The following is a 26,168-nucleotide window of genomic DNA, read 5'->3' as shown; positions in this document are numbered from 1 at the left end:
GCACCACCGATCCGACAGGAACAACAAATCGTGTACAACTTTTGATATTTAACTGGAACAATCCAATGGTTTTTTGAGAACATCACAATCCCCGACGTGACCGCAATGCGTCATGGGGTCGCAGAACGACGTAATTAGTCTAATTTTCACAACCGCAATTCATCATGTAGTATGCCTCAGCGCGCACTACATAACGTTGGATCGATGTCTGCCGCAGGCACGTTCGCAACCCTGAAAGCCCTGTCAGCAAGGCCCCAAGCCGTTGATTGGTCCCAACCCAGCCGCCCGAAATGGCATGTACTGGTAGAGGGGTTTGTGGTTTAAATGGCCGAAGGCTTCATTGTTAAATTGAAGAGCTGAAAAGCGAAATAGCTGAGCAGAGTGAGGCAAGCAATGACTGAACACGTTCAAGTCGGTGGCCTGCAGGTCGCCAAAGTCCTGTTCGACTTCGTGAACAACGAAGCCATTCCCGGAACCGGCCTCACCGCCGATCAGTTCTGGGCCGGTGCCGACAAGGTCATCCATGACCTGGCGCCGAAGAACAAAGCCCTACTCGCCAAACGCGATGATTTCCAGGCTCGTATCGACGGCTGGCACCAGTCACGTGCCGGTCAATCCCACGACGCCGTGGCCTATAAAGCCTTCCTGCAAGACATCGGTTATCTGCTGCCAGAAGCGGCCGATTTCCAGGCGACGACGCAAAACGTCGATGACGAAATCGCCCGCATGGCCGGCCCGCAACTCGTGGTGCCGGTGATGAACGCCCGCTTTGCGCTCAACGCCTCGAACGCCCGCTGGGGTTCGCTGTATGACGCGCTCTACGGCACAGACGCCATCAGCGAAGCTGGCGGCGCGGAAAAAGGCAAAGGCTACAACAAGGTGCGCGGTGACAAGGTCATTGCCTTCGCCCGTGCCTTCCTCGACGAATCGGCGCCATTGGCGGCCGGTTCCCACGTCGACTCCACCGGCTACAAGATCGTCGATGGCAAACTGGTGGTCGCCCTTAAAGGCGGCAGCAACACCGGCCTGCGCAACGATGCTCAACTGATCGGCTTCCAGGGCAATGCCGCTGCACCGACCGCGATCCTGCTGAAAAACAATGGCCTGCATTTCGAAATCCAGGTCGACGCCAGCACCCCGGTCGGCCAGACCGACGCGGCCGGCGTCAAAGACATCCTGATGGAGGCCGCGCTGACCACCATCATGGACTGCGAAGACTCGGTTGCCGCCGTCGACGCTGATGACAAGGTGGTGATCTACCGCAACTGGCTCGGCCTGATGAAGGGTGACCTGTCCGAAAGCGTCACCAAGGGTGGTCAGACCTTTACCCGTACCATGAACCCCGACCGCACCTACACCGCGGTCGATGGCAGTGAATTGAGCCTGCACGGTCGTTCGTTGCTGTTCGTGCGTAACGTCGGTCACCTGATGACCATCGACGCGATCCTCGACAAAGACGGCAATGAAGTGCCGGAAGGCATTCTCGACGGCCTGGTGACCTGCCTGTCGGCGATCCACAACCTCAATGGCAACAGCTCGCGCAAGAACAGCCGCACCGGCTCGATCTATATCGTGAAGCCGAAGATGCACGGCCCTGAAGAAGCGGCGTTCACCAACGAGCTGTTCGGTCGCATCGAAGACGTGCTGGGCCTGCCACGCAACACACTCAAAGTCGGGATCATGGACGAGGAGCGCCGTACCACGATCAACCTCAAGGCCTGCATCAAGGCGGCGAGTGAGCGCGTGGTGTTCATCAACACCGGTTTCCTCGACCGCACAGGCGATGAAATCCACACCTCCATGGAAGCCGGCCCGATGGTGCGCAAGGCGGACATGAAGGCGGAGAAATGGATCGGCGCCTACGAGAACTCCAACGTCGATATTGGCCTGAGCACAGGCCTGCAAGGTCGCGCGCAGATCGGCAAGGGCATGTGGGCCATGCCAGACCTGATGGCGGCGATGCTCGAACAGAAAATCGCTCACCCGCTGGCCGGCGCCAACACCGCCTGGGTACCCTCGCCAACCGCCGCTGCGCTACACGCGCTGCATTACCACAAGGTTGACGTGTTCGCCCGTCAGGCCGAACTGGCCAAACGTGCGCATGCGTCGGTGGACGACATCCTGACCATCCCGCTGGCGGTAAACCCGCAGTGGACAGCCGAACAGATCAAGAACGAACTGGACAACAACAGCCAGGGCATTCTCGGTTATGTGGTGCGCTGGATCGACCAGGGCGTCGGTTGTTCGAAGGTGCCGGACATCAACGACATCGGCCTGATGGAAGACCGTGCAACGCTGCGTATTTCCAGCCAGCACATCGCCAACTGGCTGCGCCATGGCATCGTCACCGAAGACCAGGTCATGGAAAGCCTCAAGCGCATGGCGCCGGTGGTTGACCGTCAGAACGCCGGCGACGCACTGTACCGTCCGCTGGCTCCGAATTTCGACAGCAACATCGCCTTCCAGGCGGCGGTCGAACTGGTGGTCGAAGGCACCAAACAGCCAAACGGCTACACCGAGCCGGTCCTGCACCGTCGTCGGCGCGAGTTCAAGGCTGCCAATGGCCTGTAACTGAGCGTTTACGCCGGACATGAAAAAGCCCTGACCTTTCGATCAGGGCTTTTTTGTTTGCCGATGCGCTCCCACAGGGGATGCGCGGGGCTGCTAAGGCTTCATCCCAAGCTCACGCTTGACCAACTCAAGCAACTGCCCGGCATCGATCGGCTTGAGCAGAAAGTCCACCACGTTCAAATGCATCGCGGCGATCGCATCCTTCACGTCGGCGTCACCCGAGACAATGATGATCGGCAACGCCGCCCGAACCGACTCACGTATCTGGCGGATCAGATCCAGCCCGTCTACTTCGCCCATCCGCAGGTCGGTGATCATTAAACCGATCGAGGGCTTTTGGATCTCTGCCTCTGCCACCAGGATATTGAGTGCCGCTTTGCCACTGGCCGCTTTTTTGCAGCGAATGCCTTCCAGCGCGAGGATCTCTGACAACAGCTCCCGGGCGTCTTTATCGTCGTCGACGATCAGCACCCGTTGCAGCGGCAGGTCAGGTTCCAGCATGACGGCACTGAGCAATTCCCGCTCGGCGTCACTCAAAATATCGTGGTCGGACATGGCGTTCCCTACATGTTCAGTTCAATTCCCTGGCACAGTGGTGAGACATCGCTGATAGACCTTCAATGTGCACTTCGTCGGATACTTTTCCTATAGCAGGATAGAGCGATTTTTCTCTCCATTGCGTAAGGTTTTTCCGACATTCAGTCACACTCATTGCCTACCTAGACTTACGTCCAATGGGCACCCTGACCGTAGGGGCCGACCATGGGTGAGTCATCCGACGACAACAAATCCAAAAAAGACTGCGGTAATGGTTATGAGTAAAGCGGACGCCTTCACACAGGCAGGGAAAACCGCGGTGTTGCAGAACATCCAGGGCACGTTGCAATTCCTTCAGCGTTTCCCGCCCTTCAACCAGATGGAACACGCTCACCTGGCGTATCTGGTCGAGCAATGTCAGCTGCGTTTCTACGCCCCTGGCGAGAGCATCATCAAACCTGCCGATGGCCCGGTCGAGCACTTCTATATCGTCAAGCAAGGCCGGGTCGTGGGCGAGCGTCCGCATACGGCAAAAGGTGGCACCGAAACGGTCTTCGAGATCACCACCGGCGAATGTTTCCCCCTCGCGGCATTGCTGGGTGAACGGGCGACCCGCACCGAGCACCTGGCCGGCGAGGACACCTTCTGCCTGCAACTGAACAAGCCGGCGTTCATCCGCCTGTTTTCGCTATCGGACACCTTCCGCAACTTCGCCCTGCGCTGCGTCAGTAGCCTGCTGGATCAAGTCAACCAGCAAGTGCAGCAAAAAGCCGTGGAAACCCTCGGCACCCAATATTCGCTCAATACCCGACTGGGCGAATTGGCCATGCGCCACCCGGTGATATGCGCCCCGCAGACGCCGTTGCGCGAAGCCGTGACGTTGATGCACGAACAACAGGTCGGCAGCATCGTGGTGGTCGATGAACTCAAGGCGCCACTGGGGATTTTCACCCTGCGCGACCTGCGTCAGACCGTGGCCGACGGCAGCAGTGATTTCAACGAAGCCATCGAAAGGCACATGACCCGGGCGCCGTTTTTCCTGTCGCCGGATCACAGTGCATTCGACGCGGCGATTGCCATGACCGAGCGTCACATAGCCCATGTCTGCCTGGTCAAGGACCAGCGCTTGTGCGGTGTGGTTTCCGAGCGCGATCTGTTTTCTCTGCAACGGGTCGACCTGGTGCACCTGGCCCGCACTATCCGCAATGCGCAGAAGGTGGAAAACCTGGTGGCGCTGCGGGGCGAAATCGGTCAGCTGGTCGAGCGAATGCTGGCCCACGGCGCGTCTTCGACGCAGATCACCCACATCATCACCTTGCTCAACGACCACACCGTGTGCCGGGTGATCGAACTGACTATCGCCGAAAAAGGCGACCCAGGCGTGCCATTCAGTTGGCTGTGTTTCGGCAGTGAAGGTCGCCGCGAGCAGACCCTGCACACCGATCAGGACAACGGCATTCTGTTCGAAGCCAGGGACGCCGCTCATGCCGCCGAGATTCGCGGCAAGTTGTTGCCCATTGCCCAGCAGATCAACCAGAGCCTGGCGCTGTGCGGCTTCACTTTGTGCAAGGGCAATATCATGGCCGGCAATCCGGAGCTGTGCCTGTCCCGGGCCGAGTGGGCGCGACGCTTTGCGGCGTTTATCCGCGAGGCAACCCCGGAGAACCTGCTGGGTTCGAGCATCTATTTCGACTTGCGCGTGGTCTGGGGCAGCGAACAAGGCTGCGAGCAGTTGCGTCGGGGTATTCTCGATCAGGTCGGTGACAACCGTTTGTTCCAGCGCATGATGGCCGAAAATGCACTGCGCAATCGCCCGCCCGTAGGGCGTTTTCGCGAGTTCGTGCTGACGCGCAAAAATGGCGAGAAGGCCAGCCTGGATCTGAAGATTCAGGGCTTGGCACCGTTTGTCGACGGGGCCCGATTGCTGGCCCTGGCTCACGGTATCGAAGCGAACAGCACCCTAGAGCGTTTTCGCCAGTTGGTCGCCAGGGAGGTCATCGACCCCCTGGACGGCGCCGCGTATGAAGAGGCCTATCACTTCATCCAGCAAACCCGCATGCAGCAACATCAACTACAAACCCGAGAGAATTTTCCTTACTCAAACCGGGTCGATCCCGACAGCCTCAACCATCTGGACCGACGCATCCTGCGTGAGTCCCTGCGCCAGGCACAACGCCTGCAAAGCAGCCTGACGTTGCGGTATCAGTTATGAGCCTGTTTTCCTGGTTGCGCCCGACGCCCCCCACCCTGCCCGCCCACCTGCAACATCGGCTGGAACGCTTGTCGACTGCTGCCGACCTGGCGCAGTGCAGTCTGCGCGAGCAACGCTGGGTGGTGCTCGACCTGGAAACCACCGGGTTGAACCTGAACAAGGACCGTGTGTTGTCCATCGGCGCCGTGGTGATCGAGGACGGGGCCATCGACTTTCGCCAGCAGTTCGAGCGCACCCTGCAATACCCGCAAGTAAAACTCGGCCCCAGTGTGCTGATCCACGGTATTGGCCCCAGCGCCATTGCGGCAGGCAGCGACCCGGCAGAAGCGCTGCTCGACCTGATGGAGTACCTCGGTGACAGCCCGGTGCTGGCCTTCCACGCGCCGTTTGACCAGTACATGCTCGGCCGTGCGCTGAAAGATCATCTGGGTTTGAAGTTGCAGCATCCGTTTCTGGACGTGGCGGACATCGCACCGCTGCTGTGCCCCCAGGCGCACATTCGCGAGGCGGGGCTGGACGATTGGATCGACTGGTTCAAGCTCGAAGTCTTCGAGCGCCACCACGCCAGCGCCGACGCCCTGGCCACCGCCGAACTGGCGCTGATTCTATTCAGCCGCGCGCGGCAGCAGCAGATTCATAGCCCGTTGAATTTGCAACAGCGCTTGAGTCAGTGGAAGCGCCGGCAGCAGGCGCCTTCCTTCTGACCTATACGCAATCCCTGTAGGAGCGAGCTCCTACAGTGGCCATCGCCAAACACCCACCCGACCAACGCCAATTGCTTACCTCCCCCGCCTCTGTCACAATCGCGAACAATTCTCGTTAGTTAATGTTTCCCAATCGGTGATGCGGCGTGTCGTCAGTCCCAAGCCCTCAAAGTGAGCTCGTCGGTGCGTTATATCGGGACCATCGCGGTTGGCTATTGGCCTGGCTTCGACGCAACGTCGCCTGCCCGCAGCGGGCCGAAGACCTGAGCCAGGACACGTTCGTGCGCTTGCTGGGCCGCGAGGAACTGAAGGCCCCGCGCGAGCCTCGGGCATTCCTGGTGGCGATTGCCAAGGGCCTGCTGTTCGATTATTTCCGGCGCGCCGCGCTGGAGCAGGCTTACCTCACCGAGTTGATGCTGGTTCCCGAAGCCGAACAACCGTCGGCGGAAGAACAGCAGATGATCCTCGAAGACCTGAAAAACATCGATCGTTTGCTCGGCAAGCTTTCCAGCAAGGCCCGGGCAGCGTTCCTCTACAACCGTCTCGACGGCCTCGGCCACGCGGAAATCGCCGAGCGCCTGGGGGTGTCGGTGCCGCGGGTGCGCCAGTACCTGGCCCAGGGCATTCGCCAGTGCTACGTCGCGCTTTATGGTGAGCCGACATGAATCCGCTCAGTGCCAAACCGGTATCGGCCAAGGTGCTGGACGCGGCGATTGCCTGGCAGTTGTCGATGGATTCGGCCAACCCGGTGGAGCGCGAAGAGTTCGCCAAGTGGCACGCGGCCCACGAAGAGCACGCCCGCGCCTGGCGCCAGCTGGGCATGCTCGACCAGCGTTTCAGCGTGGCCAGCGGCCCTGCTCGCACGGCCCTGCTGCAATCGCGCGAAGGCATTCGTCGAAGGGTGCGCAAGCTCGGCAGCGGTGTAGCCAGTATCGTTGCGGCGATTGGCCTGGCACTGTTCGCCGGGGAGCGTTATCTGCCGATCGACTATTGGCTGGCCGACCAGCGCACCGCCGTTGGCGAGCAACGCACCCTGCGCCTGGCTGATGGCACGCTGATCAATCTCAACACCCACAGCGCCCTGGATGTGCGCTTCGATGAAAAGCAACGGCGCATCGTGCTTCAGGAAGGCGAAATCCTGGTGGAAACCGGTCATGGCGATCCCCGGCCGTTCATCGTCGAAACCCGCGAAGGCAGTATGCGTGCGCTGGGGACCCGGTTTCTGGTCAAGCGCGAAGAAGAAGGCACGCGCCTGAGCGTGTTGCAGTCGGCAGTGGCGGTTCATCCGCAATCCATTCCGGACGAACAGATCCTGTACGAAGGCCAGCAGGTACTGATCCGCAACAACGGCCTAGGCCCGGTTCTGGCCGTCAACCTCGGCGCGGATGCCTGGACTCGCGGCATGCTGGTGGTGGACAACACGCGGCTGGAAGATCTGGTGCATGAAATCGGCCGCTATCGAAACGGTTACGTTGGCGTCGCGCCGGAGGTAGCCGACCTGCGCATCACCGGCAGTTTCCCGCTGCGCGACACCGACCTGGCGCTCAATGCCCTGCTGCCGACCCTGCCGGTGCAAATCGAGCAGCATACGCCATGGTGGGTGAAGGTTGTGGCCAAGGCCGCTACCAAGCCCTGAATAGCTTTGTGTCTGCTCGCGATGGCGGCGTTCGACGCCCCACAAAAACCGGTTTGCCCCAATACCAGCCGCAACCGACTTCTGAATCGAAATTATTTTCATCCAGCCCTATCACTTTTTGATTTTCGTTCGGCACACAGGCAATTGAGAAATATTTCCATTCAGGAGCCGCTGTATGCCTCGCTCGCTAGACTCCCTGTTGCGCCGCAGTTTGCTAGCGGTTGCCATTGCCCTTTGCCCCCCTTTGGCCAGCAGCCCACTGTTCGCCGCTGAACAGGCGTCCAGCGTTCGCGCCTACAACCTGCCGGCCGCTCCGTTGGCCAACACCCTGAACCAGATCGCCAGCCAGGCCGGTTTGGCCCTGGCGCTGAACCCATCCCTGGCGGCGGGCAAAACCTCGGCGCCAGTCAACGGCCAGTTCGACGCAGCCGGCGCTCTGCGTGAGGCCCTGCGGGGTACCGGCCTGCAACTGGAGCAAAGCAGTGCAGGCACCTACAGCCTGGTGGCCGTGCCCGATGGCGTGATGGCCCTGCCGGCCACCAGCGTGATCGGCGTGGAAGACGCTGAAAGCGCCTGGGGTCCGGCGCAGGGCTACACGGCCAAGCGCACCGCCGCCGGCACCAAGACCGACACCGCGCTGGTCGAAGCACCGCGCTCGATTTCAGTCGTCACTCGTCAACAGATGGACGACCGCAACGTGCACACCCTCGATGATGCCGTGCGCTACTTGCCTGGCATCACCGCCAGCAGCTTCGGCAGCGACACCCGCTCCGACTGGTTGCGCGTGCGTGGTTTCGAACCGACCCAATTCCTCGACGGCCTGCCGCTGCCAAAAGGTGTATACGCCAACCCGAAACAGGAAACCTGGAACCTCGACCGCCTGGCGCTGCTGCGCGGCCCGGCCTCGTCCGTATACGGCCAGACTCCTCCGGGCGGCCTGCTGGACATGGTCAGCCGTCGCCCAAGCGCTGAAGCCAGCAGCGAGGTCCAGCTGCAGTACGGCAGCGACAACCATCGCCAGATCAACTTCGCCAGCACCGGCAAAATCGACGACGAAGGCCAGTTCCTGTACAGCCTCAGCGGTGTGCTGCGCGACGGTGGCACGCCAATCGACCACATCGATGACAAGCGCTACAACATTGCGCCAAGCCTGACCTGGAACATCGACGATGACACCAGTTTCACCCTGCTCACGCAGTTCACCCGTGACGATACCGGTATCACCAGTCAGTTCTATCCGATCCAGGGCACCAAGATCGACATGCCGTTCGGCGAGATTTCCCATCACAAGAACCTGGGTGATCCGAACTACGACTTCTACGACCGCACCTACTACGCGCTGGGTTACGCCTTCGAACATCGCCTGAACGATGTCTGGCAGTTCCGGCAGAACCTGCGTTACACCAAGTCGGAGCTGTCGTTCCAGGCCGTGACCGTCAATAGCTACAACCCTGACTTAGCCAACCTCGGGTTTGTCGTCGACGATCAAGGCAACACCGGCCGTGGCACCAGCAACGTCGACGAAGACATCGCCCAGTTCGCCGTGGACAACAACTTCCAGGGTGACTTCATCACCGGCAACGTCAGTCACACCTTGCTGATTGGCCTGGACCACCAGCGCAACACCACCAATTACCTGTCGATCTTCGGTACCGCGCCGGGTATCAACGTCAACAACCCGATCTATGGTTTGCCGATCGAGCGTCCTGCACGCTCCACGGCCTTCTATGACTACGAACAGAAGACCCAGCAGACCGGCCTGTATATCCAGGACCAGATGGCCCTCGACCAATGGCGCCTGACCCTCGGGGGTCGTGAAGACTGGGTCCACACCGGAACCACATTCTTCAACAAAGGTGATGCCACCAACACCGAGCGCGACAAGAACTTCAGCGGCAACGCGGCGATCAGCTACGTATTCGACTCGGGCTTCGTGCCTTACCTGTCCTACGCCGAATCGTTCCAGCCGACCAGCAATGCCGCTGCCTCGCCGACCGAGTCGTTCAAGCCGACCGAAGGCAAGCAATGGGAACTGGGCATCAAGTACCAGCCTCCGGGCAGCAACACCCTGCTGACGGCGGCGGTGTATGACCTGACCCAGAAGAACGTTTCCGTCACCAACAACGTGGGCAACGTCACGGTCACCAGCCAGACCGGCGAAGTGAAAGTCAAAGGCCTGGAGCTGGAAGCCGTTTCCGACGTGACCGAAAACCTCAAGGTCACCGCTGCCTACACCCTGGCCAAATCCGAAGTGCAAGAGGGCATCTACAAGGGCAATCGCCTGCAACTGATGCCTAACCAGCAAGCGTCGGTGTGGGGCGACTACACCTGGCACAACGGCGCACTGGACGGTTTCGGCATCGGCGCCGGCGCACGCTACACCGGCAACACCTACGGCGACCAGGCCAACACCTGGCTGGGCAAGGCCGGCGCCTACACGGTGTTCGACGCGGTGGTTCACTACGACCTCGGTCGCCTGGACAACAGCCTCAAAGGCGCTTCGCTGGCCGTTAACGCGACCAACCTGTTCGACAAGGACTACATCTCCACTTGCGACAGCTTCTACTGCTACTACGGCGACCAGCGCAGTGTCGTCGCGAGTGCAACGTACAAGTGGTAACGCCTTGAGCTGACACGCCCAATGACCAGGCCGTCCTTCGAGGACGGCTTGGCCTTTCTGAAGGCCATGAAATGAAAAGTAAAACCATTCGCCGCTGGTCCGCTGTCCATACCTGGACCAGCCTGGTTTGTACGGTGTTCCTTTTGCTGCTGGCGCTGACCGGTCTGCCGTTGATCTTTCACCACGAGATCGACCACTTGCTGGGCAATGTGCCCGAAGTGAAGGCAATGCCGGCGGACACCCCACACCTGAATTTGCAGCAATTGGCAGAGGCGGCCGAGCGACATCGCCCCGGTGAAGTCATGCAGTACTTCGGCTTCGAGGACGATGAGCCCAACGCTGTGTTGACCATCATGGCCGCGACCGCCGGTACCGAGCCGAACTCGTCCCACACCTTCATGCTCGATGCCCGTACCGGCGAAGTATTGGAAACGCCATCGGCCAACGGTGGCTTCATGTTGACCATGCTGCGTCTGCACGTGGACATGTTCGCCGGCTTGCCAGGCAAGTTGCTGCTGGCGTTCATGGGGGTTCTATTCGTTGTAGCGATCGTTTCCGGCACGGTGCTGTACTTGCCGTTCATGCGTCGCTTGAAATTCGCCACCGTGCGCCAGGACAAATCCACGCGCCTGCGCTGGCTCGACCTGCATAACCTGATCGGTGTCGTGACATTGACCTGGGCCCTGGTGGTCGGCGTGACGGGGGTGATCAGTGCCTGCGCCGACCTGATCATTGCCGCCTGGCGCAACGACAGCCTGAGCGCAATGGTCGCACCGTACCGTGATGCGCAGCCGCTGACGCATTTGGCAGCGGCCACCCGTCTGCTCGACATCGCCGAGGAGGTTGCGCCGGGCATGCAGCCGGACTTCATCGCCTTCCCCGGCACGCGGTTTTCCAGCGAGCACCATTACGCGGTGTTCATGAAAGGCAGCACGCACCTGACCTCTCACTTGCTGACACCCGTACTGATCGACGCCAGCACCCTGCAAGTCACCGCCGTGGCCGAACGACCGTGGTACATGGACGCCATGGGCATGTCGCAGCCACTGCACTTCGGTGACTACGGCGGCATGCCGATGAAAATCCTCTGGGCGACCCTGGATGTGCTGACCATCATCGTGCTCGGCAGTGGGGTGTACTTGTGGGTGGTACGACGCAAGGCTGCCAGGCCTGTACTGGAAAAATCAGAGAGCACGGCATGAAGCCCCGGCAGTCGAACTTCTGGAAAGTGTTCAGCACCCCAATCGTCATCGCCCTGTTCAGCGCGGCAGGGTTGTTTGCCGCGTTGCTCGGGGATGGTGTGTGGGATTCGCTGAGCTGGCTTGGCCTGGGCATCCCCGCCGCTGTTGCCCTGCGGGGCCTCCTGCAACGCCGCTGAAGTGCCCCGCCTGTAGGAGCGAGCTTGCTCCGGACGGCGTTCCGACGATGCACTCGAGAACACCCCGGGGTGTCAGTCCTCCAACGTCATCGTTGACGACCATCGCGAGCAGGCTCGCTCCCACAAGGGATATTGAGCTCCCGCTACAACACGCTATGCTGCCCGACACTGCCACCGATCGAGACGCTGCCATGTCCGCCCCGAGCATGACCCTGTACCACAACCCGCTCTCTCCCTTCGTTCGCAAAATCATGGTGCTGCTGCACGAAACCGGTCAACAGGACCGCGTTGCGTTGCAAAACAGCGTACTCACTCCGGTCAACCCGGACCCGGCCCTGATCGACGACAACCCCCTGAGCAAAATCCCGGCCCTGCGCCTGGCCGATGGCAATGTCATCCATGACAGCCGGGTCATTTTCGAATATCTCGATCAGCAGCACGTCGGCAACCCGCTGATCCCCCGCGAAGGCTCGGCCCGCTGGCGGCGCCTGACCCTCGCTTCGCTGGCAGACGGGATCATGGACGCAGCCGTGCTGGTGCGCTACGAAGTCGCCCTGCGTGCCCCGGAGAAACACTGGGCCGAATGGCTCGACGGCCAGCGCGACAAGATCCGCCGTACCTTGGTGCTGCTGGAAAAGGACGCGATTGCCGAGCTGACCTGCCATTTCGACGTGGCGGCGATCAGCGTGGCCTGTGCACTGGGTTACCTGGACCTGCGCCACCCGGATCTGGAATGGCGCACGACTAATCCACAGCTGGCGGCGTGGTATTTCGAGGTCAGCCAGCGGCCTTCGATGATTGCGACAATGCCGAAGGTTTAAGCCTTCAAAAGATCAGCAATCCGGCTTGTCGGCCGTAAACCGCCGAGCCGGGTTCACCGCCGCGCCGAATTCGCGCAACGCCTTGGCGCCGATCAGCAACGGATAGTTGAAGCTGCTGCGGTCGGTGAGGTTGACCTCGACCGTGCGCTTGACGTTGCCCAGGCACAATTCCAGATCAACCACCGGCCGTTTGGTGGGTGCTGCCGCTTCATCATCCTCTTCTTCTTCGGAACGGGTCTTGATCTTGCTGATGCGCGCGATCTTGTGTTCGTAGACCTGGTTGTTCGCATCCTTGGTGCCAAGGCGGAAACGCACCCAGTCTTCGCCGTCACGCTTGAAGGTTTCGATGTCCTTGGCCGACAGCGACGCAGTCAGGGCGCCGGTGTCCATTTTCGCCTTGAGGACCTGCCCGCCGATTTCCGGCAGGGCGATGTATTCGTAACGCCCATAGAGGGTGGGTTCCGCGGCCATGACCGGCAGGGCGATGAGGGAGAGCACTGCGAGGAGGGATTTCACGTGATAGTTGTCCTTGAGTATGGGCAGCGCAATTTTAGACAGTCCGCCAGCAATTCGTTCGTTCTTGAAATCGCTTCGCGAGCAGGCTCGCGAAGAGGCCAGATCAGTCAGCCGAGTACCCGAATCCAATAGCTTTGCTCAAGCCTACCGCTGCGAAGGTGAAACATTCGTCACCGCCGATTTGGCCTGTCGCCCGAAGCTGCTTATCATGGCGCGCCCAATCGTATCCACGAGTGACATATGCGCCGCCTGCTCACCGGCAGTTTCGTGACCCTGCTGCTTCTGCTCAACACCCTGATCCTGATCGGGCCGTTGATGGTATTCGCCCTGCTCAAACTGGTCCTGCCCGGCCGCTTTCGCGATTACGCCTCATGGTCGGTGATGTGGATTGCCGAGACCTGGTCCGAGATCGACAAGCTGATCTTCCGCTTGTGTATCCCCACCCAATGGGACATCCGCGGCGGTGATGATCTGCGCCGTGACACCTCGTACCTGGTGATCAGCAACCATCAATCCTGGGTCGACATCCCGGCGCTGATCCAGACGCTGAACCGGCGTACGCCGTTCTTCAAGTTCTTCCTCAAGAAAGAGCTGATCTGGGTGCCCTTCCTGGGCCTGGCGTGGTGGGCGCTGGATTATCCGTTCATGAAGCGCTACAGCAAGGCGTTCCTGGCCAAACACCCGGAACTGGCGGGCAAGGATCTGGAGATCACCAAACAGGCCTGCGAACTGTTCAAGCGCCAACCGGTGACGGTGGTCAACTACCTCGAAGGCACTCGCTTCACGGCGTCCAAACGTGCCCAGCAACAGTCACCGTTCAATCACTTGCTCAAGCCAAAGGCCGGTGGAGTGGCCTTTGTGCTGGCGGCGATGGGTGAACAGCTGGATGCGATCCTCGATGTGACGGTGGTTTACCCGCAGCAGAACATTCCGGGGTTCTGGGACTTGATCAGCGGCAATGTGCCAAGGGTCATCATCGATATCCAGACCCGCGAACTCGACCCGGCACTGTGGCAGGGCGATTACGAAAACGATCCGCTGTTTCGCGAAAAAACCCAGAACTGGGTCAACCAGCTCTGGGTCGAGAAGGACCGGCGCATCGACGCCTTGCACACCGAGCGCCGCTGAATCAGCTACCGGTGGCGATGCCCGTGCCCCAGATGCTGCCCAGACTGCTCAGCAGTGAACCGCCGACACCCTGCTGACCGAGGTATTGCAGGAGCACCGGGGTAAACAGCCCGATCATGCCGCTGTCCATGCCCAGGGCGCTGAAAGCATTGTTCAGGTCATTGGTGTTCTTGACGTTGCCCAAGGCGTTATCCAGGCCTGCGGCCTTGCCGGTGGAGCCGAGCAATCCGGCGAGCACACCCAGCTCGCCACCGCCGGACAGCATGTCGATACCCGGTACGCTTTTGGCCAGTTCCGAGTAGTCGTTCGAACTCAACTGGTTCTTCGCCAGCCCCAGCATCGCCCCGGCGCCGCCAATGGCTTGCTGTGGGGTGATGTTCAATTCAGTGAGCGCTCCCAGCAGGTCTGCCGTTTCCGTAGTCGGTGCAGCATCGGCCGCCGCATTGCCGCCCTGCATGCCGGAAATGGCATTGGCCGCATCGCTCAGGTTGAACTGGGCAAAGGCCGGGCTGACCACCAGGGTCAAGAGCGATGCCAGGACAAAACCGCGTGAAATCTTCATTCAGACATCCTCTGTGAACGCCACCCGCAATGGACGGCGAAAAACTGTGCGTTGGACTGATATCCCCCGACATTGTTCCCAGCCACCCATCCCCTGTAGGAGCGAGCTCGCTCGCGATGGACGTCAACGATGACGCGGGCTGTCTGGATAAACGCATTGCCTTTGAGCCCATCGTCGGAGCGCCGCCCGGAGCAAGCTCGCTCCTACAGGGATCAGGTTCATCAAAATATTTTCCCGGTGCCGCATCCAGTCCCGCCCCACGCCCGTATATCAAGCACGGACAGACATTCCTGGCCGATTCCCCACCAAAGGATCATCACCATGAAACGCACTTCGATCAAAACACCGTTGATTGCCAGCCTGCTGACCCTGGCCCTTGGCGGTGCTTTCGCTCTGAATACTGTACAAGCGGCAACCATGAGCCATGACAACGTGACCGTCGGCGGCCAGGCCATGCTGCCGAGCAAGGACATCGTCGATAACGCGGTGAACTCCGCCGATCACACCACCCTGGTCGCCGCGGTAAAAGCCGCCGGCCTGGTCGACACCCTCAAGGGCAAAGGCCCGTTCACCGTATTCGCCCCGGTCAATTCAGCCTTTACCGCCCTGCCTGCCGGCACTGTCGATACGCTGCTCAAACCGGAAAACAAGGCCACCCTGGGCAAAATCCTCACCTACCACGTGGTCGCCGGAAAACTCGACATGGCAACCCTGGCCGAGAAGATCAAGGCCGGTGGTGGCAAGACCGAGCTCACCACCGTCGCCGGCGGCAAGCTGTGGGCGATGATGAACGGCCCGCACAACATCACCATCAAGGATGAAAAAGGCGACATCGCCGACATCACCACCTATGACGTGTATCAGTCCAACGGCGTGATTCAGGTCATCGACAAAGTGCTGATGCCGAAAAGCTGAGCCGTGCCGCCGTCCCCGCGCGTCGGGGGCGGCGGTCCACCCGAGGAGTTCGCCGTGAATGGAACAACTGCACGCCGTGAACTAACCTCTGCCTGCAAACGGCCCCCTGCCCTGCTTTCCGGGAGAACCGCCATTCCCATCACCGACACCGATCAGCTCAGGCAACTGCTGGCCCAGTGTTCATTGGGTGACCGCCGCGCGTTCGAGACGCTGTACCGCAGCGTCGGACCTCGGCTGCACGGCGTCGCCCTGCGATTCATGGGCCGTCCGGACTTGGCCGAAGAGGTGCTGCAAGAGAGCTTCGTGCGCATCTGGAACAACGCCTCGCGTTACGAGGCGCATCTGTCGGCGCCGTTGACCTGGATGATCAACATCACCCGAAATCAAGCCATCGACCAGTTGCGCAAACACCGTGATCGGCCATTGAGTGATATCGAAGAACAGAGGCTTGTGGATGAAAGTCCATCGGCCCACGAGCAACTGGACAGTGCCCGTGAAGCCAGCGCCTTGAGCCGCTGCCTGGACAGCCTCGAAGGGATGCAGCGCCAGTCGATTACCGTCGCATATTTCCAGGGACTGTCGTGCTCCGAGTTGGCCGAACACCTGGCCGCACCGCTGGGCTCGGTGAAGTCCTGGATCCGCCGCGGCCTGGAGCGCCTGCGCAGGTGCCTTGAATCATGAACTATAAAACCCCGACCCTGCGCCGCGCCCTCGCCGCCGACTATGCCATTGGCCTGATGCCCGCCACCGCGCGTCGGCGTTTCGAACAGCTGTTGCTGGAAGATGCGACCTTGCGCGCGGAACTGGCGCAGTGGCAGGAAAGCCTGGTCAGCCTGACCGAAGCCCTGTCGGAGCAGCCGGTGCCGGATCGCGTCTGGCAAGGCATTACCGAACGGATCGAACCACAAGTGCTGCACGTGCCAGAGAAGCGTCCGTTCTGGAACTGGCTGCGAGTGACGGCGGCGGTTTGCTCACTGCTGATTGCAGTGATTCTCGGCGTTCACTACATCTCCGACGATGCCCGCTACAGCGCCACGCTGGTCAACGCCGACGCGAAACCGGCGTTGCGTGTGCAGGCCCACGAACATTACCTGCAAGTCGAGCCGCTGACGCTGGCGGCTGTCGAACCCGGGCAAAGCCTGGAGTTGTGGGCGATTCCGGCGGACGGCAAGCCGATCTCCCTCGGCGTGATTCCGGCCGGAGGCAAAGGCAAGGTCGAATTGAGCGAGGCGCAGAAAGCGCTGATCGGCAAGCCGATTGCGCTGGCGGTCAGCCTTGAGCCTAAAGGCGGATCGCCGACCGGGCAGCCGACGGGACCGGTGTTGTATCAAGGGGCGTTGGCGGCGTTGTGACACTAACCGTTCTGCTAGTAGGCAGGTCCGACTGATTGCGCGACAGTGAATCCCTGAACTCAAGGATTTTTGAGGGAGTGTTGCCCATGCAACCCAACCGCGAAACCGTACTCTGCCGCTACCACTACGATCCGTTGGACCGCTTGGTCGATTGCAGCCCCTCGGCACAATCCAGTACCCGGCGCTTCTACCTGAAAGATCGCCTGGCCACCGAGGTACAGGGCACGGTGCAACGATCGATCATGCAGCACGAGGATCAGTTGCTGGCGCAGCAACAACGCCAGAGCGGCAACGTGGAAACCCGCTTGCTCGCCACCGACCTGCAGCGCTCGGTGTTGAACGTGCTCGACACAACCCAGCCTCATTCCCTCTCTTACACCCCCTATGGCCACCGCCCTGCGGAAAACGGTTTACTTAGCCTGCTTGGCTTCAACGGCGAACGACCGGATCCGGTGACGGGGTGGTATTTTTTGGGGAATGGTTATCGGGCGTTTAATCCGGTGTTGATGCGCTTTAACAGTCCGGACAGTTGGAGTCCGTTTGGGAAAGGTGGGTTGAATGCATATGCGTATTGTGTGGGGGATCCGGTAAATCGAAGCGACCCTACTGGACATGTCAGTTGGTTGAGCTTGATGCAGAAATTTTTTCCTAAAGCCGTATCAGCCGCTAACGTTGGTCATTTTCAACTTTCCGGCATTCCAGATGTACCTTTTCGAAGAATCGTTAAACTCCTTAAGGGAGATGACCTTGTCGCTCTAGCACTTTCCTCTAAACAAATGCATGGAAGGGTGCTTCAGAACACCACCCCTCTAAACCAAGTAAATGAATTAGCAGATGCCGACTTTCTTAATGCGATTCGAGAAATATCATTGGGCAACAAATCTGGACATCTGCCAGCCCAAGTGATCGGCAACAAAGAACTCTTTAAAACCGCGAAACACAACGTCCCTAATAACGACACCAGCCCAGGGCGTGATTTTCTTCAAAATCGATACTATGTAGCTATCAAAAACAAGAAACAAAAACGATTGGAATGGGAAGCCAAAAGAATAAGAGAAGAACAAAAAGCCCACCACAGAAAAGTTTACGGTGAAGACTGGCACAGCGACACCAGTTATGACAGCGATTAGTGTGCTATTTATTAAAGTAATAGCCCTATCGGTATAGGGGACGACCTTCATAGGCCGTACCCCTGCCACACCACCCGGCATGCGGGTCCGCACCAGGCGGTTCGAGGGATTGAGGTTATGAGAGGCGTATCAATCCCAGCCTGTCGAACCACGCAATATTCAGCACACGATTCAACTCAAAACATGATGGCTAACACCAGTTGGCGGCTGTACTTCATGACCGGGGTCTGACCGGTGTGGACGGTCAAACCTAGCACTTCTGCTAGCTAGACAACGCTGGGCATCTGCCTGAATCTGGTAGTCCCAACCTCGGGTTCTTTATCTTTCAGAGAGCGAAGCCCATGCCTTCCACACACCAAAACGTGCTCTGTCGCTACCAATACGACCCACTGGATCGTCTGGCCGACTGCGCGCCCTCGGCGCAGGCGAACACCCAGCGGTTTTATCTGAAAAACCGCCTGACCACGGAAATCCAGGGCCAGGTACAGCGCACGGTGTTTCAGCACGACGACCAGCTACTGGCGCAGCAACAGCGCCAGGGTGGCATCACTGAAAAACCTTGCTCGCCACCGATCAACAACACTCGGTATTGAACGTACTCGACGCGACGCAGACTCACCCCCTCGTCTATTCACCCTACGGGCATCGCCCGCCAGAAGGTGGCTTGCTCAGCCTGATGGGTTTCAACGGCGAACGCCCGGATCCGATCACCGGGCATTATTTGCTGGGCAATGGCTATCGGGCGTTCAATCCGGTGCTGATGCGGTTTAACAGCCCGGACAGTTGGAGTCCGTTTGGGGAGGGTGGGTTGAATGCGTATGGGTATTGTGTGGGGGATCCGGTGAATCGCAGTGATCCGACAGGGCATTTCGCCAATCCGTGGAAAGGTCTGTTGAATTTATTGAAACTCAGAACGCCGAGTATGGCTCGAGCTTCACAGGCATACAAAATGGCATCGCAGAAACCTCAGTATAGACCTCAAGCAAGTGCTCCTATTTCAACATCCGGTTCAGCATCCGCGTCTATTTATTCGAGTGCAGGTGCAGAAAGTTCATCTGGATTGCCTTCACAACGCCCTTCATCCGGGTACGCACATGTACAGTCGTATAGCAGCATCGACGCATCTCTCCCCCCTCCCCTTCCTCATCGTCCGCCACCTGGAAGTTCTCGCTCCGGGTCTCATTTCTCAACACAGAATCCACAACGGATACCAAGTGGAAGAACACAAGCTGATGTTCAGAATTGGGTTAGTACTACCTCTAATCTACCTGATCGCGAATTAGAGATTTCATCTCAAATACCTCGTGCAGGGTCCACTCCCCACAACATATATCGCCTAAAGGTGCAGGCTAGAGGCGTGAAAATTGAGCAGGAAAGATTGAAATCATTTGATCGCGCGTACCAACCGGTTCGATACATGAATAAAAATGGCGTGATATCCTTTAAGTACAAAAGAACCGAAATTCGTCATTACTGAGTAAAAAATCCCCATCCATCAATGAAAGGGCGACACAAAGTCGCCCTCCATGTCCTTAACAACCTTACGCCGCACTAAACAACTTATGCGGATCAATCACAAACTTCTTCGGCACGCCCGCATCAAACTCGCCGTAGCCTTTCGGCGCGTCGTCCAGGCTGATCACCTGCACCCCCACCACTTCAGCGATGTTGATACGATCCCACATGATGGCTTGCATCAGCTGGCGGTTGTACTTCATCACCGGGGTCTGGCCGGTGTGGAAGCTGTGGGATTTGGCCCAGCCCAGGCCGAAGCGGATGCTCAGGCTGCCCATTTTCGCGGCGGCGTCGACGGCGCCCGGGTCTTCGGTGACGTAGAGGCCGGGGATGCCGATCTTGCCTGCCACGCGCACCACGCCCATCAGCGAGTTGAGCACGGTGGCCGGGGCTTCATGCTTGACGCCGTCGTGACCGTGGCCGCGGGCTTCGAAGCCGACGGCGTCGATGGCGCAATCCACTTCCGGCTCGCCCAGCAGTGCGGCAATTTGTTCGTGTAGCGGAGTATCAAGGGACAAGTCGACGATTTCGAAACCCTGGGCCTTGGCGTGAGCCAGGCGCACGGTGTTGACATCACCGACGATCACCGCTGCTGCACCCAGCAGGCGAGCGGAAGCGGCAGCGGCCAGGCCGACCGGGCCGGCACCAGCGATGTACACGGTGCTGCCTGGGCCGACGCCGGCAGTCACTGCGCCATGGTAGCCGGTCGGCAGGATGTCGGAGAGGCAGGTCAGGTCGCGGATTTTTGCCATCGCGCGGTCGCGATCAGGCAGTTTCAGCAGGTTGAAGTCGGCGTACGGCACCATCGCGTATTCAGCCTGGCCGCCGGTCCAGTCGCCCATGTCGACGTAACCATAGGCGCCACCGGGACGCGCCGGGTTGACGCTCAGGCAGACGCCGGTGTGCATTTCCTTGCAGGAACGGCAGCGCCCGCAAGCCACGTTGAACGGTACCGATACCAGGTCGCCGATTTGCAGGTTTTCGACGTCGCGGCCCTTCTCGATCACTTCACCGGTGATCTCGTGCCCCAGCACCAGGCCGGTTTGAGCGGTGGTACGACCACGCACCATGTGTTGGTCGGAACCACAGATGTTGGTAGAGACCACGCGCAGGATGACGGCGTGCTCGATCTTCCTGCCGCGCGGGTCCTGCATTTTCGGATAGTCGATTTTCTGTACTTCGACCTTGCCAGCGCCGAGATACACCACACCACGATTGCCAGACATGCTTTCACCTCGCTGTTGTTTTTATGGAACCACGCTGCCAAGGCAGGCAGCGCGTTAAGTGCTCGGGTATAGATGCTGTTTCTTGTATTGCTTGTAAGGGCCTCTTCGCGGGCAAGCCCGCACCCACAGTGGATCAGGGGTGAACACAAGGTATCTGAACGACACAAAACCCTGTGGGAGCGAGCCTGCTCGCGAAAGCGATCTAAAGAACGACCGTACGATTGGCGTTCAAAAACACTCGTCTCTCAATGTGATAACCAACCGCCCTCGCCAGGGTCAGCCCCTCGATATCCCGCCCTTTGGCGATCAGGTCTTCCGGGTAATGGCTGTGGTCCACCGCCTCGACGCCCTGAGCGATGATCGGCCCTTCGTCAAGATCGTTGTTGATGTAATGCGCCGTGGCGCCCACCAGTTTCACGCCCTTGTTGTAGGCCTGGTGATAGGGCTTGGCCCCCTTGAAACCGGGCAGCAGGGAGTGGTGGATGTTGATCGCCTTGCCATCGAGCTTGCGGCACAACTCCGGCGACAGCACTTGCATGTAGCGCGCAAGGATCACCAGTTCCGCACCGGACTCTTCAATGACCTGCCATACCTGACGTTCTTGCGCCGGCTTGTCGTTCGGATCCAGCGGGAAGTGGTAGTACGGAATCTGGTGCCAGTCGGCCAGTGGCTTGAGGTCCGGATGGTTGGAGACCACGGCAGCCACGTCCATCGACAACTGGCCAATGCGCTGGCGATAAAGCAAATCGTTGAGGCAGTGATCGGCCTTGGAAACCATGATCACCACTTTTGGCCGATAGTTCGGCGCGACCAGTTCGAAGTTCATGCCAAAAGCATCACCACGTTCGGCCAGCCCCGCGCGGAACGACTTCTCGTCGAAGCCATCGGGCTGTCGGAATTCCACACGAATGAAGAAACGCCCCGAAAGGCGGTCATCGAAGGAGTGGTGTTCAGTGACGTAGCAGCCCTGCTCGAACAGAAAGCGGGTCACCACATCCACCGTGCCGAGCAGGCTTGGGCAGTCGGCGGTCAGAATCCATGTGTCTGGGGCGCGGCTCATGGTGCGGTGACTCCTGAAAAATCGGTGATGAAAGCACCCTCCTGTGGGAGCGAGCCTGCTCGCGAAGGCGGTGTATCAGCAACGTTGATGCCGACTGACATTCCCTCTTCGCGAGCAGGCTCGCTCCCACAGGTGATCGCCTCCATGACGGGTGGTGATCAAGCCTGAACGCTGAGGCCGAATTCGGCAGAAGCATCCTGCAGCCACAACCACCAGTAATCCGAGAAGCTGCGACGAATCAGCAGTTCCCAGGTGTCTTCGGCGGTGTGACGGATCATCAACTGCGACTTGGCGAACACCGTGCCGACGGCTTTGCCCACCGGGAAGTTGTTCGGGTGCACGTCGTAGCTGGTGGACTTCATCAGTACCTGGCGCACGTTCGGGCCGCTCAGTTCGAGCAGTTGCTGGCCGCCGCTGACGTTGACGATTGCAATGTGCAGATCGCCCAGCGCTTCGCGCAGTTTTTTCTCGGCGGCAAACTCTTCACCGGTCGGCACGATCAGCAGCCACTCATCCGGCCCCATCCATTGCAAACTGGTTTCGCCTTTGACGATGACGCTCAGCGCGCCCGGCAACTCGATGCCCAGGGCCTTGTGCACGCCTGCGGCGAACGCAGCGTCGTGGCCATCGCCACGGATGGTCAGGTGGCCGAGGAGTTTTTTCTCACGCACGGTCACGCCGGCGTTCTTGCGGCCCTTGCCCACCAGGCTGGCGAGGTCGGCGTGATGCAGCGACGACTCGGCCTTGGCCCCGGAGGTTGGGCGTTGTTGGTAAACATTGGCTGCGGTCATAAAGCACCTGTTCTGAATTCTGTTGGCCCTGTGGGGGCTGTTCCGCCGTCTTCGCGAGCAGGCTCGCTCCCACAACGGTTACGCAATCTCCTGTGGGAGCGAGCCTGCTCGCGAAGGCGTCGGCAGGCTCACCACAGGGACCGAGGCAATCACACGTTCTGGCGCTCACCCTTCGGATCGAAGAACACCGAAGAAACGATTTCCGCCTCGATCACGCTGCCGTCCGCCAGGGGCGCAAAGACACGCTCGCCCATGCGGTTCAGGCCGCCCTTGACCACGCCCATGGCGAACGAATAGCCCAGGGAGTTGTGCAGGTAGCTGGAGGTCACGTGACCGACCATGGTCATCGGGATCGCTTGCTTGGTGTTGAACACCAGTTGCGCACCTTCCGGCAGCCACTTGGTCGGATCGATCGGCTTGAGGCCAACCAGTTGCTTACGCTGATCACGCACGCAGTCTTCGCGGTTCATGCCACGCCAGCCGATCCACGAGAACGGCTTGGTGCGACCGACACACCAGCCCATGTTCAGGTCGTCCGGGGTCATCGAGCTGTCAGTGTCCTGACCGACGATGATGAAGCCCTTCTCGGCCCGCAGCACGTGCATGGTTTCAGTGCCGTACGGGGTCAGGTTGTACTTCTTGCCGGCGTCGACGATTTTCTCGAGCACGCCCATGGCGTAGTCGGCCTGCACGTTGACTTCGTACGACAGCTCACCGGTAAACGAAATCCGGAACACCCGCGCCGGCACACCACCCACCAGACCTTCTTTCCAGGTCATGAACGGGAAGGCTTCGCTGCTCAGGTCGATGTCGGTGACTTCGCTGAGCAGCTTGCGGCTGTTCGGCCCGGACAGGGTCATGGTCGCCCAGTGGTCGGTCACGGAGGTGAAGTACACCTTCATGTCCGGCCATTCGGTCTGGTGGTACAGTTCCAGCCACTGAAGCACGCGTGCCGCGCCGCCGGTGGTGGTGGTCATGACGAAATGGTTGTCGGCCAGGCATGCAGTCACGCCGTCGTCGAACACCATGCCGTCTTCTTTGCACATCAGGCCGTAACGCGCCTTGCCCACATCGAGCTTGGTCCAGGCGTTGGTGTACACGCGGTTGAGGAACTCGCGGGCATCCGGGCCCTGGATGTCGATCTTGCCCAGGGTCGAAGCGTCCAGCAGGCCGACGCTGTCGCGCACGGCTTTGCATTCGCGCTTCACGGCCGCGTGCATGTCTTCACCGGATTTCGGGAAGTACCACGGACGTTTCCACTGGCCGACATCTTCAAACTCGGCGCCGTTTTTCAGGTGCCACTGATGCAGAGCGGTATAGCGCACTGGCTCGAAGATATGCCCACAGTGACGACCGGCCACAGCGCCAAAGGTCACTGGCGTGTAGTTCGGACGGAACATGGTGGTGCCCATCTGCGGGATGGTCACGTTCAGCGAACGGGCCGCGATGGCCAGGCCGTTGACGTTGCCGAGCTTGCCCTGATCGGTGCCAAAGCCCAGTGCGGTGTAGCGCTTGACGTGCTCGACCGACTCGAAGCCTTCGCGGGTCGCCAGTTCGATGGCGGCGGCGGTGACATCGTTTTGCAGGTCGACGAATTGCTTCGGCGCCCGTGCGGTGTTCTTTTCATGAGGCACCTGGAACAGCGCCAGGGTCGGCTCTTCGAGACGGCTCAGGGCTTTTGGCAGTACGCCTTCGACTGTCTGGAACCCGGCTTCAGCTGCGGCGCGGGCGCCGCCTTCAAAACCGTCGGCCAGAGAATCGCCGAGACCGTAAACGCCGTTGATGCCACCGACGCACACGCGCTTCTGCGGTGCTTCGCCCGGTACGAAACCGAGGATGTCTTCGCGCCAGATCGGCTTGCCACCCAGGTGCGAGGCCAGGTGAACCACCGGACTGTAACCACCGGAGCTGGCCACCACATCGCATTCAAGCCATTCGCCAGGGCTGGTCACGGTGTGCGCCTTGACATCGATAGCGGCCACACGGGCAGCCGTCACGCGCTTGCTGCCACGAGCCTCAATCACGGCACTGCCGGTGAGGATGCGGATACCTTTGGCACGCGCCTCTTCCACCAGTGCTCCGCGAGGGTTGCTGCGGGCGTCGGCGATGGCCACCACTTGCAGGCTGGCGTCGAGCCAATCCAGGGCTACGCGGTAGGCGTGGTCGTTGTTGGTCGACAGCACCAGCTTCTTGCCCGGTGCCACACCGTAACGGCGCACGTAAGTGGAGACAGCGCCGGCCAGCATGTTGCCCGGCACGTCGTTGTTGCCGTAGACCAGTGGGCGCTCGTGAGCGCCGGTCGCCAGTACCACACGCTTGGCACGGACACGGTGAATGCGCTGACGCACCTGGCCAATCGGAGCGCGGTCGCCGAGGTGATCGGTCAGGCGTTCGTGAATGGTCAGGAAGTTGTGGTCGTGGTAGCCGTTGACCGTGGCGCGCGGCAACAGCAGCACGTCCGGGGTGTTTTTCAGCTCGGCGATGACGCTGGCGACCCACTCGGTGGCCGGCTTGCCGTCGAGGCTTTCGCGGGAATCGAGCAGGCTGCCGCCGAACTCTTCCTGTTCATCGGCGAGGATCACGCGGGCACCGCTGCGCGCAGCCGCCAGGGCAGCCGCCAGACCGGCAGGGCCAGCGCCGACGATCAGCACGTCGCAGTGCTGGTTCATGTAGTCGTAGGTGTCCGGATCGTTCTCGGTCGGCGAGCGGCCAAGGCCGGCAGCCTTGCGGATGTACTTCTCGTAAGTCATCCAGAACGATTGCGGGTACATGAAGGTTTTGTAGTAGAAGCCCGGCGGCATCAGCTTGCCGCCGACCTTGCCGAGAATCCCCATCATGTCGTTGTTCACGCTCGGCCAGCCGTTGGTGCTGGTGGCGACCAGGCCTTGGTACAGCGCCTGCTGCGTGGCGCGCACGTTCGGGATCTGCGTAGCTTCGGTGGCGCCGATCTGCAGCACCGCGTTCGGCTCTTCGGCACCGGCGGCGAAGATGCCGCGCGGACGGGAATACTTGAAGCTGCGACCGATGATGTCGACGCCGTTGGCCAGCAGTGCAGCGGCCAGGGAGTCACCTTCGAAGCCTTTGTAGTTCTGGCCGTTGAAGGTGAAGGTCAATACTTTGTTGCGGTCGATCCGTCCGCCGTTGGACAGGCGATTGATCTGGCTCATACCTTCTCTCCCAGAGCCGTGCTGGCCGCTTTCGGGCTATCGGTCTTGTCGGTGAATTGTGGCTTGGTGCCGATCTTGTAGGTTTCGAGAATTTCGTAGGTCACGGTGTCGCGGGTGACGTTGAAGTACTGGCGGCAACCGGCGACGTGATCCCACAGCTCGTGGTGCAGGCCACGAGGGTTGTCGCGGAAGAACATGTAGTCGCCCCACTCCTCGTCGGTGCAGCTGTTCGGGTCCAGTGGGCGCGGGATGTGCGCCTGGCCGGATGCATGGAATTCCTCTTCGGAGCGCAGTTCGCCGCAGTGAGGACAGAAGATATGCAACATG

General features: G+C 60.1%; 22 protein-coding genes and 1 pseudogene. 15 read left to right on the top strand and 8 right to left on the bottom strand.

Going from position 1 to position 26,168, the window contains the following annotated elements; genetic code table 11:
• The first annotated feature begins 393 nt into the window (after nt 1-393).
• Nucleotides 394-2,571: a malate synthase G gene (locus CAF65_RS12105; RefSeq protein ID WP_085716484.1), complete on the top strand. Its 2,178-nt coding sequence runs from the start codon at nt 394-396 to the stop codon at nt 2,569-2,571.
• 93 nt (nt 2,572-2,664) lie between these two features.
• Here the strand turns inward: CAF65_RS12105 and CAF65_RS12100 are convergent, their stop codons facing one another.
• Entirely contained in the window at nt 2,665-3,126 is a 462-nt protein-coding gene (locus CAF65_RS12100) for a response regulator (protein ID WP_085716483.1), read from the bottom strand.
• Between the two features lie 253 nt (nt 3,127-3,379).
• Between CAF65_RS12100 and CAF65_RS12095 the strand changes: the two genes are divergently transcribed.
• The 8 genes from CAF65_RS12095 to CAF65_RS12060 all read left to right on the top strand — a co-directional run bounded on the left by CAF65_RS12095 (nt 3,380) and on the right by CAF65_RS12060 (nt 12,479).
• Nucleotides 3,380-5,320 (top strand): putative nucleotidyltransferase substrate binding domain-containing protein, encoded by a 1,941-nt coding sequence (locus CAF65_RS12095; RefSeq protein WP_085716482.1) that lies wholly within the window; start codon nt 3,380-3,382, stop codon nt 5,318-5,320.
• Nucleotides 5,317-6,024, top strand: a complete 708-nt coding sequence (locus CAF65_RS12090) for a PolC-type DNA polymerase III (protein WP_085716481.1) — start codon at nt 5,317-5,319, stop codon at nt 6,022-6,024. Before CAF65_RS12095 ends, CAF65_RS12090 begins: the two co-directional genes overlap by 4 nt.
• 146 nt (nt 6,025-6,170) lie before the next feature.
• On the top strand, nt 6,171-6,689 hold the full coding sequence (locus CAF65_RS12085; RefSeq protein WP_085716480.1) for an RNA polymerase sigma factor: 519 nt from the start codon (nt 6,171-6,173) through the stop codon (nt 6,687-6,689).
• A complete protein-coding gene (locus tag CAF65_RS12080; RefSeq protein ID WP_085716479.1) occupies nt 6,686-7,660 on the top strand; it encodes a FecR domain-containing protein in 975 nt (324 codons plus the stop codon). Before CAF65_RS12085 ends, CAF65_RS12080 begins: the two co-directional genes overlap by 4 nt.
• A gap of 175 nt (nt 7,661-7,835) precedes the next feature.
• A complete protein-coding gene (locus CAF65_RS12075; RefSeq protein ID WP_085716478.1) occupies nt 7,836-10,280 on the top strand; it encodes a TonB-dependent siderophore receptor in 2,445 nt (814 codons plus the stop codon).
• Nucleotides 10,281-10,351: 71 nt separating this feature from the next.
• Nucleotides 10,352-11,482, top strand: coding sequence for a PepSY domain-containing protein (locus CAF65_RS12070; RefSeq protein WP_085716477.1), 1,131 nt, complete (start codon nt 10,352-10,354; stop codon nt 11,480-11,482).
• Complete coding sequence (locus CAF65_RS12065) at nt 11,479-11,658, top strand: hypothetical protein (protein WP_085716476.1); 180 nt, start codon at nt 11,479-11,481, stop codon at nt 11,656-11,658. The genes CAF65_RS12070 and CAF65_RS12065 overlap by 4 nt, the downstream gene beginning before the upstream one ends.
• A gap of 191 nt (nt 11,659-11,849) precedes the next feature.
• Nucleotides 11,850-12,479, top strand: coding sequence for a glutathione S-transferase (locus CAF65_RS12060; RefSeq protein WP_143492097.1), 630 nt, complete (start codon nt 11,850-11,852; stop codon nt 12,477-12,479).
• Nucleotides 12,480-12,491: 12 nt separating this feature from the next.
• On the opposite strand, the gene CAF65_RS12055 is transcribed toward CAF65_RS12060, so the two are convergent.
• A complete protein-coding gene (locus CAF65_RS12055) occupies nt 12,492-12,995 on the bottom strand; it encodes an ATP-dependent zinc protease (protein ID WP_085716557.1) in 504 nt (167 codons plus the stop codon).
• 240 nt (nt 12,996-13,235) lie between these two features.
• On the opposite strand from CAF65_RS12055, the gene CAF65_RS12050 reads away from it, so the two are divergent.
• Complete coding sequence (locus CAF65_RS12050) at nt 13,236-14,123, top strand: acyltransferase (RefSeq protein WP_085716474.1); 888 nt, start codon at nt 13,236-13,238, stop codon at nt 14,121-14,123.
• Between the two features lies 1 nt (nt 14,124).
• On the opposite strand, the gene CAF65_RS12045 is transcribed toward CAF65_RS12050, so the two are convergent.
• The gene (locus tag CAF65_RS12045) at nt 14,125-14,685 is read right to left on the bottom strand and encodes a DUF2780 domain-containing protein (RefSeq protein WP_085716473.1); all 561 of its coding nucleotides are present in this window, start codon (nt 14,683-14,685) and stop codon (nt 14,125-14,127) included.
• Between the two features lie 321 nt (nt 14,686-15,006).
• On the opposite strand from CAF65_RS12045, the gene CAF65_RS12040 reads away from it, so the two are divergent.
• From CAF65_RS12040 to CAF65_RS28710, 5 genes and pseudogenes are all read left to right on the top strand, one after another.
• Nucleotides 15,007-15,600: a fasciclin domain-containing protein gene (locus CAF65_RS12040; protein ID WP_085716472.1), complete on the top strand. Its 594-nt coding sequence runs from the start codon at nt 15,007-15,009 to the stop codon at nt 15,598-15,600.
• A 54-nt stretch (nt 15,601-15,654) separates the two neighbouring features.
• Nucleotides 15,655-16,281: a sigma-70 family RNA polymerase sigma factor gene (locus CAF65_RS12035; RefSeq protein ID WP_085716471.1), complete on the top strand. Its 627-nt coding sequence runs from the start codon at nt 15,655-15,657 to the stop codon at nt 16,279-16,281.
• Complete coding sequence (locus tag CAF65_RS12030) at nt 16,278-16,952, top strand: anti-sigma factor domain-containing protein (RefSeq protein ID WP_085716470.1); 675 nt, start codon at nt 16,278-16,280, stop codon at nt 16,950-16,952. The genes CAF65_RS12035 and CAF65_RS12030 overlap by 4 nt, the downstream gene beginning before the upstream one ends.
• A gap of 86 nt (nt 16,953-17,038) precedes the next feature.
• Nucleotides 17,039-18,082: an RHS repeat-associated core domain-containing protein gene (locus CAF65_RS28715; RefSeq protein ID WP_256578630.1), complete on the top strand. Its 1,044-nt coding sequence runs from the start codon at nt 17,039-17,041 to the stop codon at nt 18,080-18,082.
• A gap of 341 nt (nt 18,083-18,423) precedes the next feature.
• Nucleotides 18,424-18,954 (top strand): annotated as a pseudogene (locus CAF65_RS28710) (RHS repeat-associated core domain-containing protein); the annotation flags it as partial.
• Between the two features lie 669 nt (nt 18,955-19,623).
• Here the strand turns inward: CAF65_RS28710 and fdhA are convergent.
• The 5 genes from fdhA to CAF65_RS11995 all read right to left on the bottom strand — a co-directional run bounded on the left by fdhA (nt 19,624) and on the right by CAF65_RS11995 (nt 26,167).
• A complete protein-coding gene (gene fdhA, locus CAF65_RS12015) occupies nt 19,624-20,823 on the bottom strand; it encodes a formaldehyde dehydrogenase, glutathione-independent (protein WP_085716469.1) in 1,200 nt (399 codons plus the stop codon).
• Nucleotides 20,824-21,025: 202 nt separating this feature from the next.
• Nucleotides 21,026-21,883 (bottom strand): formyltetrahydrofolate deformylase, encoded by an 858-nt coding sequence (purU, locus tag CAF65_RS12010; RefSeq protein ID WP_085716468.1) that lies wholly within the window; start codon nt 21,881-21,883, stop codon nt 21,026-21,028.
• A gap of 158 nt (nt 21,884-22,041) precedes the next feature.
• The gene (locus CAF65_RS12005) at nt 22,042-22,674 is read right to left on the bottom strand and encodes a sarcosine oxidase subunit gamma (RefSeq protein ID WP_085716467.1); all 633 of its coding nucleotides are present in this window, start codon (nt 22,672-22,674) and stop codon (nt 22,042-22,044) included.
• 149 nt (nt 22,675-22,823) lie between these two features.
• The gene (locus CAF65_RS12000; protein ID WP_085716466.1) at nt 22,824-25,841 is read right to left on the bottom strand and encodes a sarcosine oxidase subunit alpha; all 3,018 of its coding nucleotides are present in this window, start codon (nt 25,839-25,841) and stop codon (nt 22,824-22,826) included.
• Complete coding sequence (locus CAF65_RS11995) at nt 25,838-26,167, bottom strand: sarcosine oxidase subunit delta (RefSeq protein WP_007980417.1); 330 nt, start codon at nt 26,165-26,167, stop codon at nt 25,838-25,840. Before CAF65_RS11995 ends, CAF65_RS12000 begins: the two co-directional genes overlap by 4 nt.
• Nucleotide 26,168 lies beyond the last annotated feature (1 nt).

Source organism: Pseudomonas sp. B28(2017) (assembly GCF_002113025.1).
GTDB lineage: Bacteria > Pseudomonadota > Gammaproteobacteria > Pseudomonadales > Pseudomonadaceae > Aquipseudomonas.
The sequence above is the reverse complement of the archived record's forward strand: the minus strand, read 5'-3'. Positions and strand labels throughout refer to the sequence as shown.

Excerpts from the sequence above, each read along its gene's own strand:
- CAF65_RS12105 (WP_085716484.1), top strand. The coding sequence starts at position 394 with ATGACTGAACACGTTCAAGTCGGTGGCCTGCAGGTCGCCAAAGTCCTG.
- CAF65_RS12100 (WP_085716483.1), bottom strand. The coding sequence starts at position 3,126 with ATGTCCGACCACGATATTTTGAGTGACGCCGAGCGGGAATTGCTCAGT.
- CAF65_RS12095 (WP_085716482.1), top strand. The coding sequence starts at position 3,380 with ATGGTTATGAGTAAAGCGGACGCCTTCACACAGGCAGGGAAAACCGCG.
- CAF65_RS12090 (WP_085716481.1), top strand. The coding sequence starts at position 5,317 with ATGAGCCTGTTTTCCTGGTTGCGCCCGACGCCCCCCACCCTGCCCGCC.
- CAF65_RS12080 (WP_085716479.1), top strand. The coding sequence starts at position 6,686 with ATGAATCCGCTCAGTGCCAAACCGGTATCGGCCAAGGTGCTGGACGCG.
- CAF65_RS12075 (WP_085716478.1), top strand. The coding sequence starts at position 7,836 with ATGCCTCGCTCGCTAGACTCCCTGTTGCGCCGCAGTTTGCTAGCGGTT.
- CAF65_RS12070 (WP_085716477.1), top strand. The coding sequence starts at position 10,352 with ATGAAAAGTAAAACCATTCGCCGCTGGTCCGCTGTCCATACCTGGACC.
- CAF65_RS12065 (WP_085716476.1), top strand. The coding sequence starts at position 11,479 with ATGAAGCCCCGGCAGTCGAACTTCTGGAAAGTGTTCAGCACCCCAATC.
- CAF65_RS12060 (WP_143492097.1), top strand. The coding sequence starts at position 11,850 with ATGTCCGCCCCGAGCATGACCCTGTACCACAACCCGCTCTCTCCCTTC.
- CAF65_RS12050 (WP_085716474.1), top strand. The coding sequence starts at position 13,236 with ATGCGCCGCCTGCTCACCGGCAGTTTCGTGACCCTGCTGCTTCTGCTC.
- CAF65_RS12045 (WP_085716473.1), bottom strand. The coding sequence starts at position 14,685 with ATGAAGATTTCACGCGGTTTTGTCCTGGCATCGCTCTTGACCCTGGTG.
- CAF65_RS12040 (WP_085716472.1), top strand. The coding sequence starts at position 15,007 with ATGAAACGCACTTCGATCAAAACACCGTTGATTGCCAGCCTGCTGACC.
- CAF65_RS12030 (WP_085716470.1), top strand. The coding sequence starts at position 16,278 with ATGAACTATAAAACCCCGACCCTGCGCCGCGCCCTCGCCGCCGACTAT.
- CAF65_RS28715 (WP_256578630.1), top strand. The coding sequence starts at position 17,039 with ATGCAACCCAACCGCGAAACCGTACTCTGCCGCTACCACTACGATCCG.
- fdhA (WP_085716469.1), bottom strand. The coding sequence starts at position 20,823 with ATGTCTGGCAATCGTGGTGTGGTGTATCTCGGCGCTGGCAAGGTCGAA.
- purU (WP_085716468.1), bottom strand. The coding sequence starts at position 21,883 with ATGAGCCGCGCCCCAGACACATGGATTCTGACCGCCGACTGCCCAAGC.
- CAF65_RS12005 (WP_085716467.1), bottom strand. The coding sequence starts at position 22,674 with ATGACCGCAGCCAATGTTTACCAACAACGCCCAACCTCCGGGGCCAAG.
- CAF65_RS12000 (WP_085716466.1), bottom strand. The coding sequence starts at position 25,841 with ATGAGCCAGATCAATCGCCTGTCCAACGGCGGACGGATCGACCGCAAC.
- CAF65_RS11995 (WP_007980417.1), bottom strand. The coding sequence starts at position 26,167 with ATGTTGCATATCTTCTGTCCTCACTGCGGCGAACTGCGCTCCGAAGAG.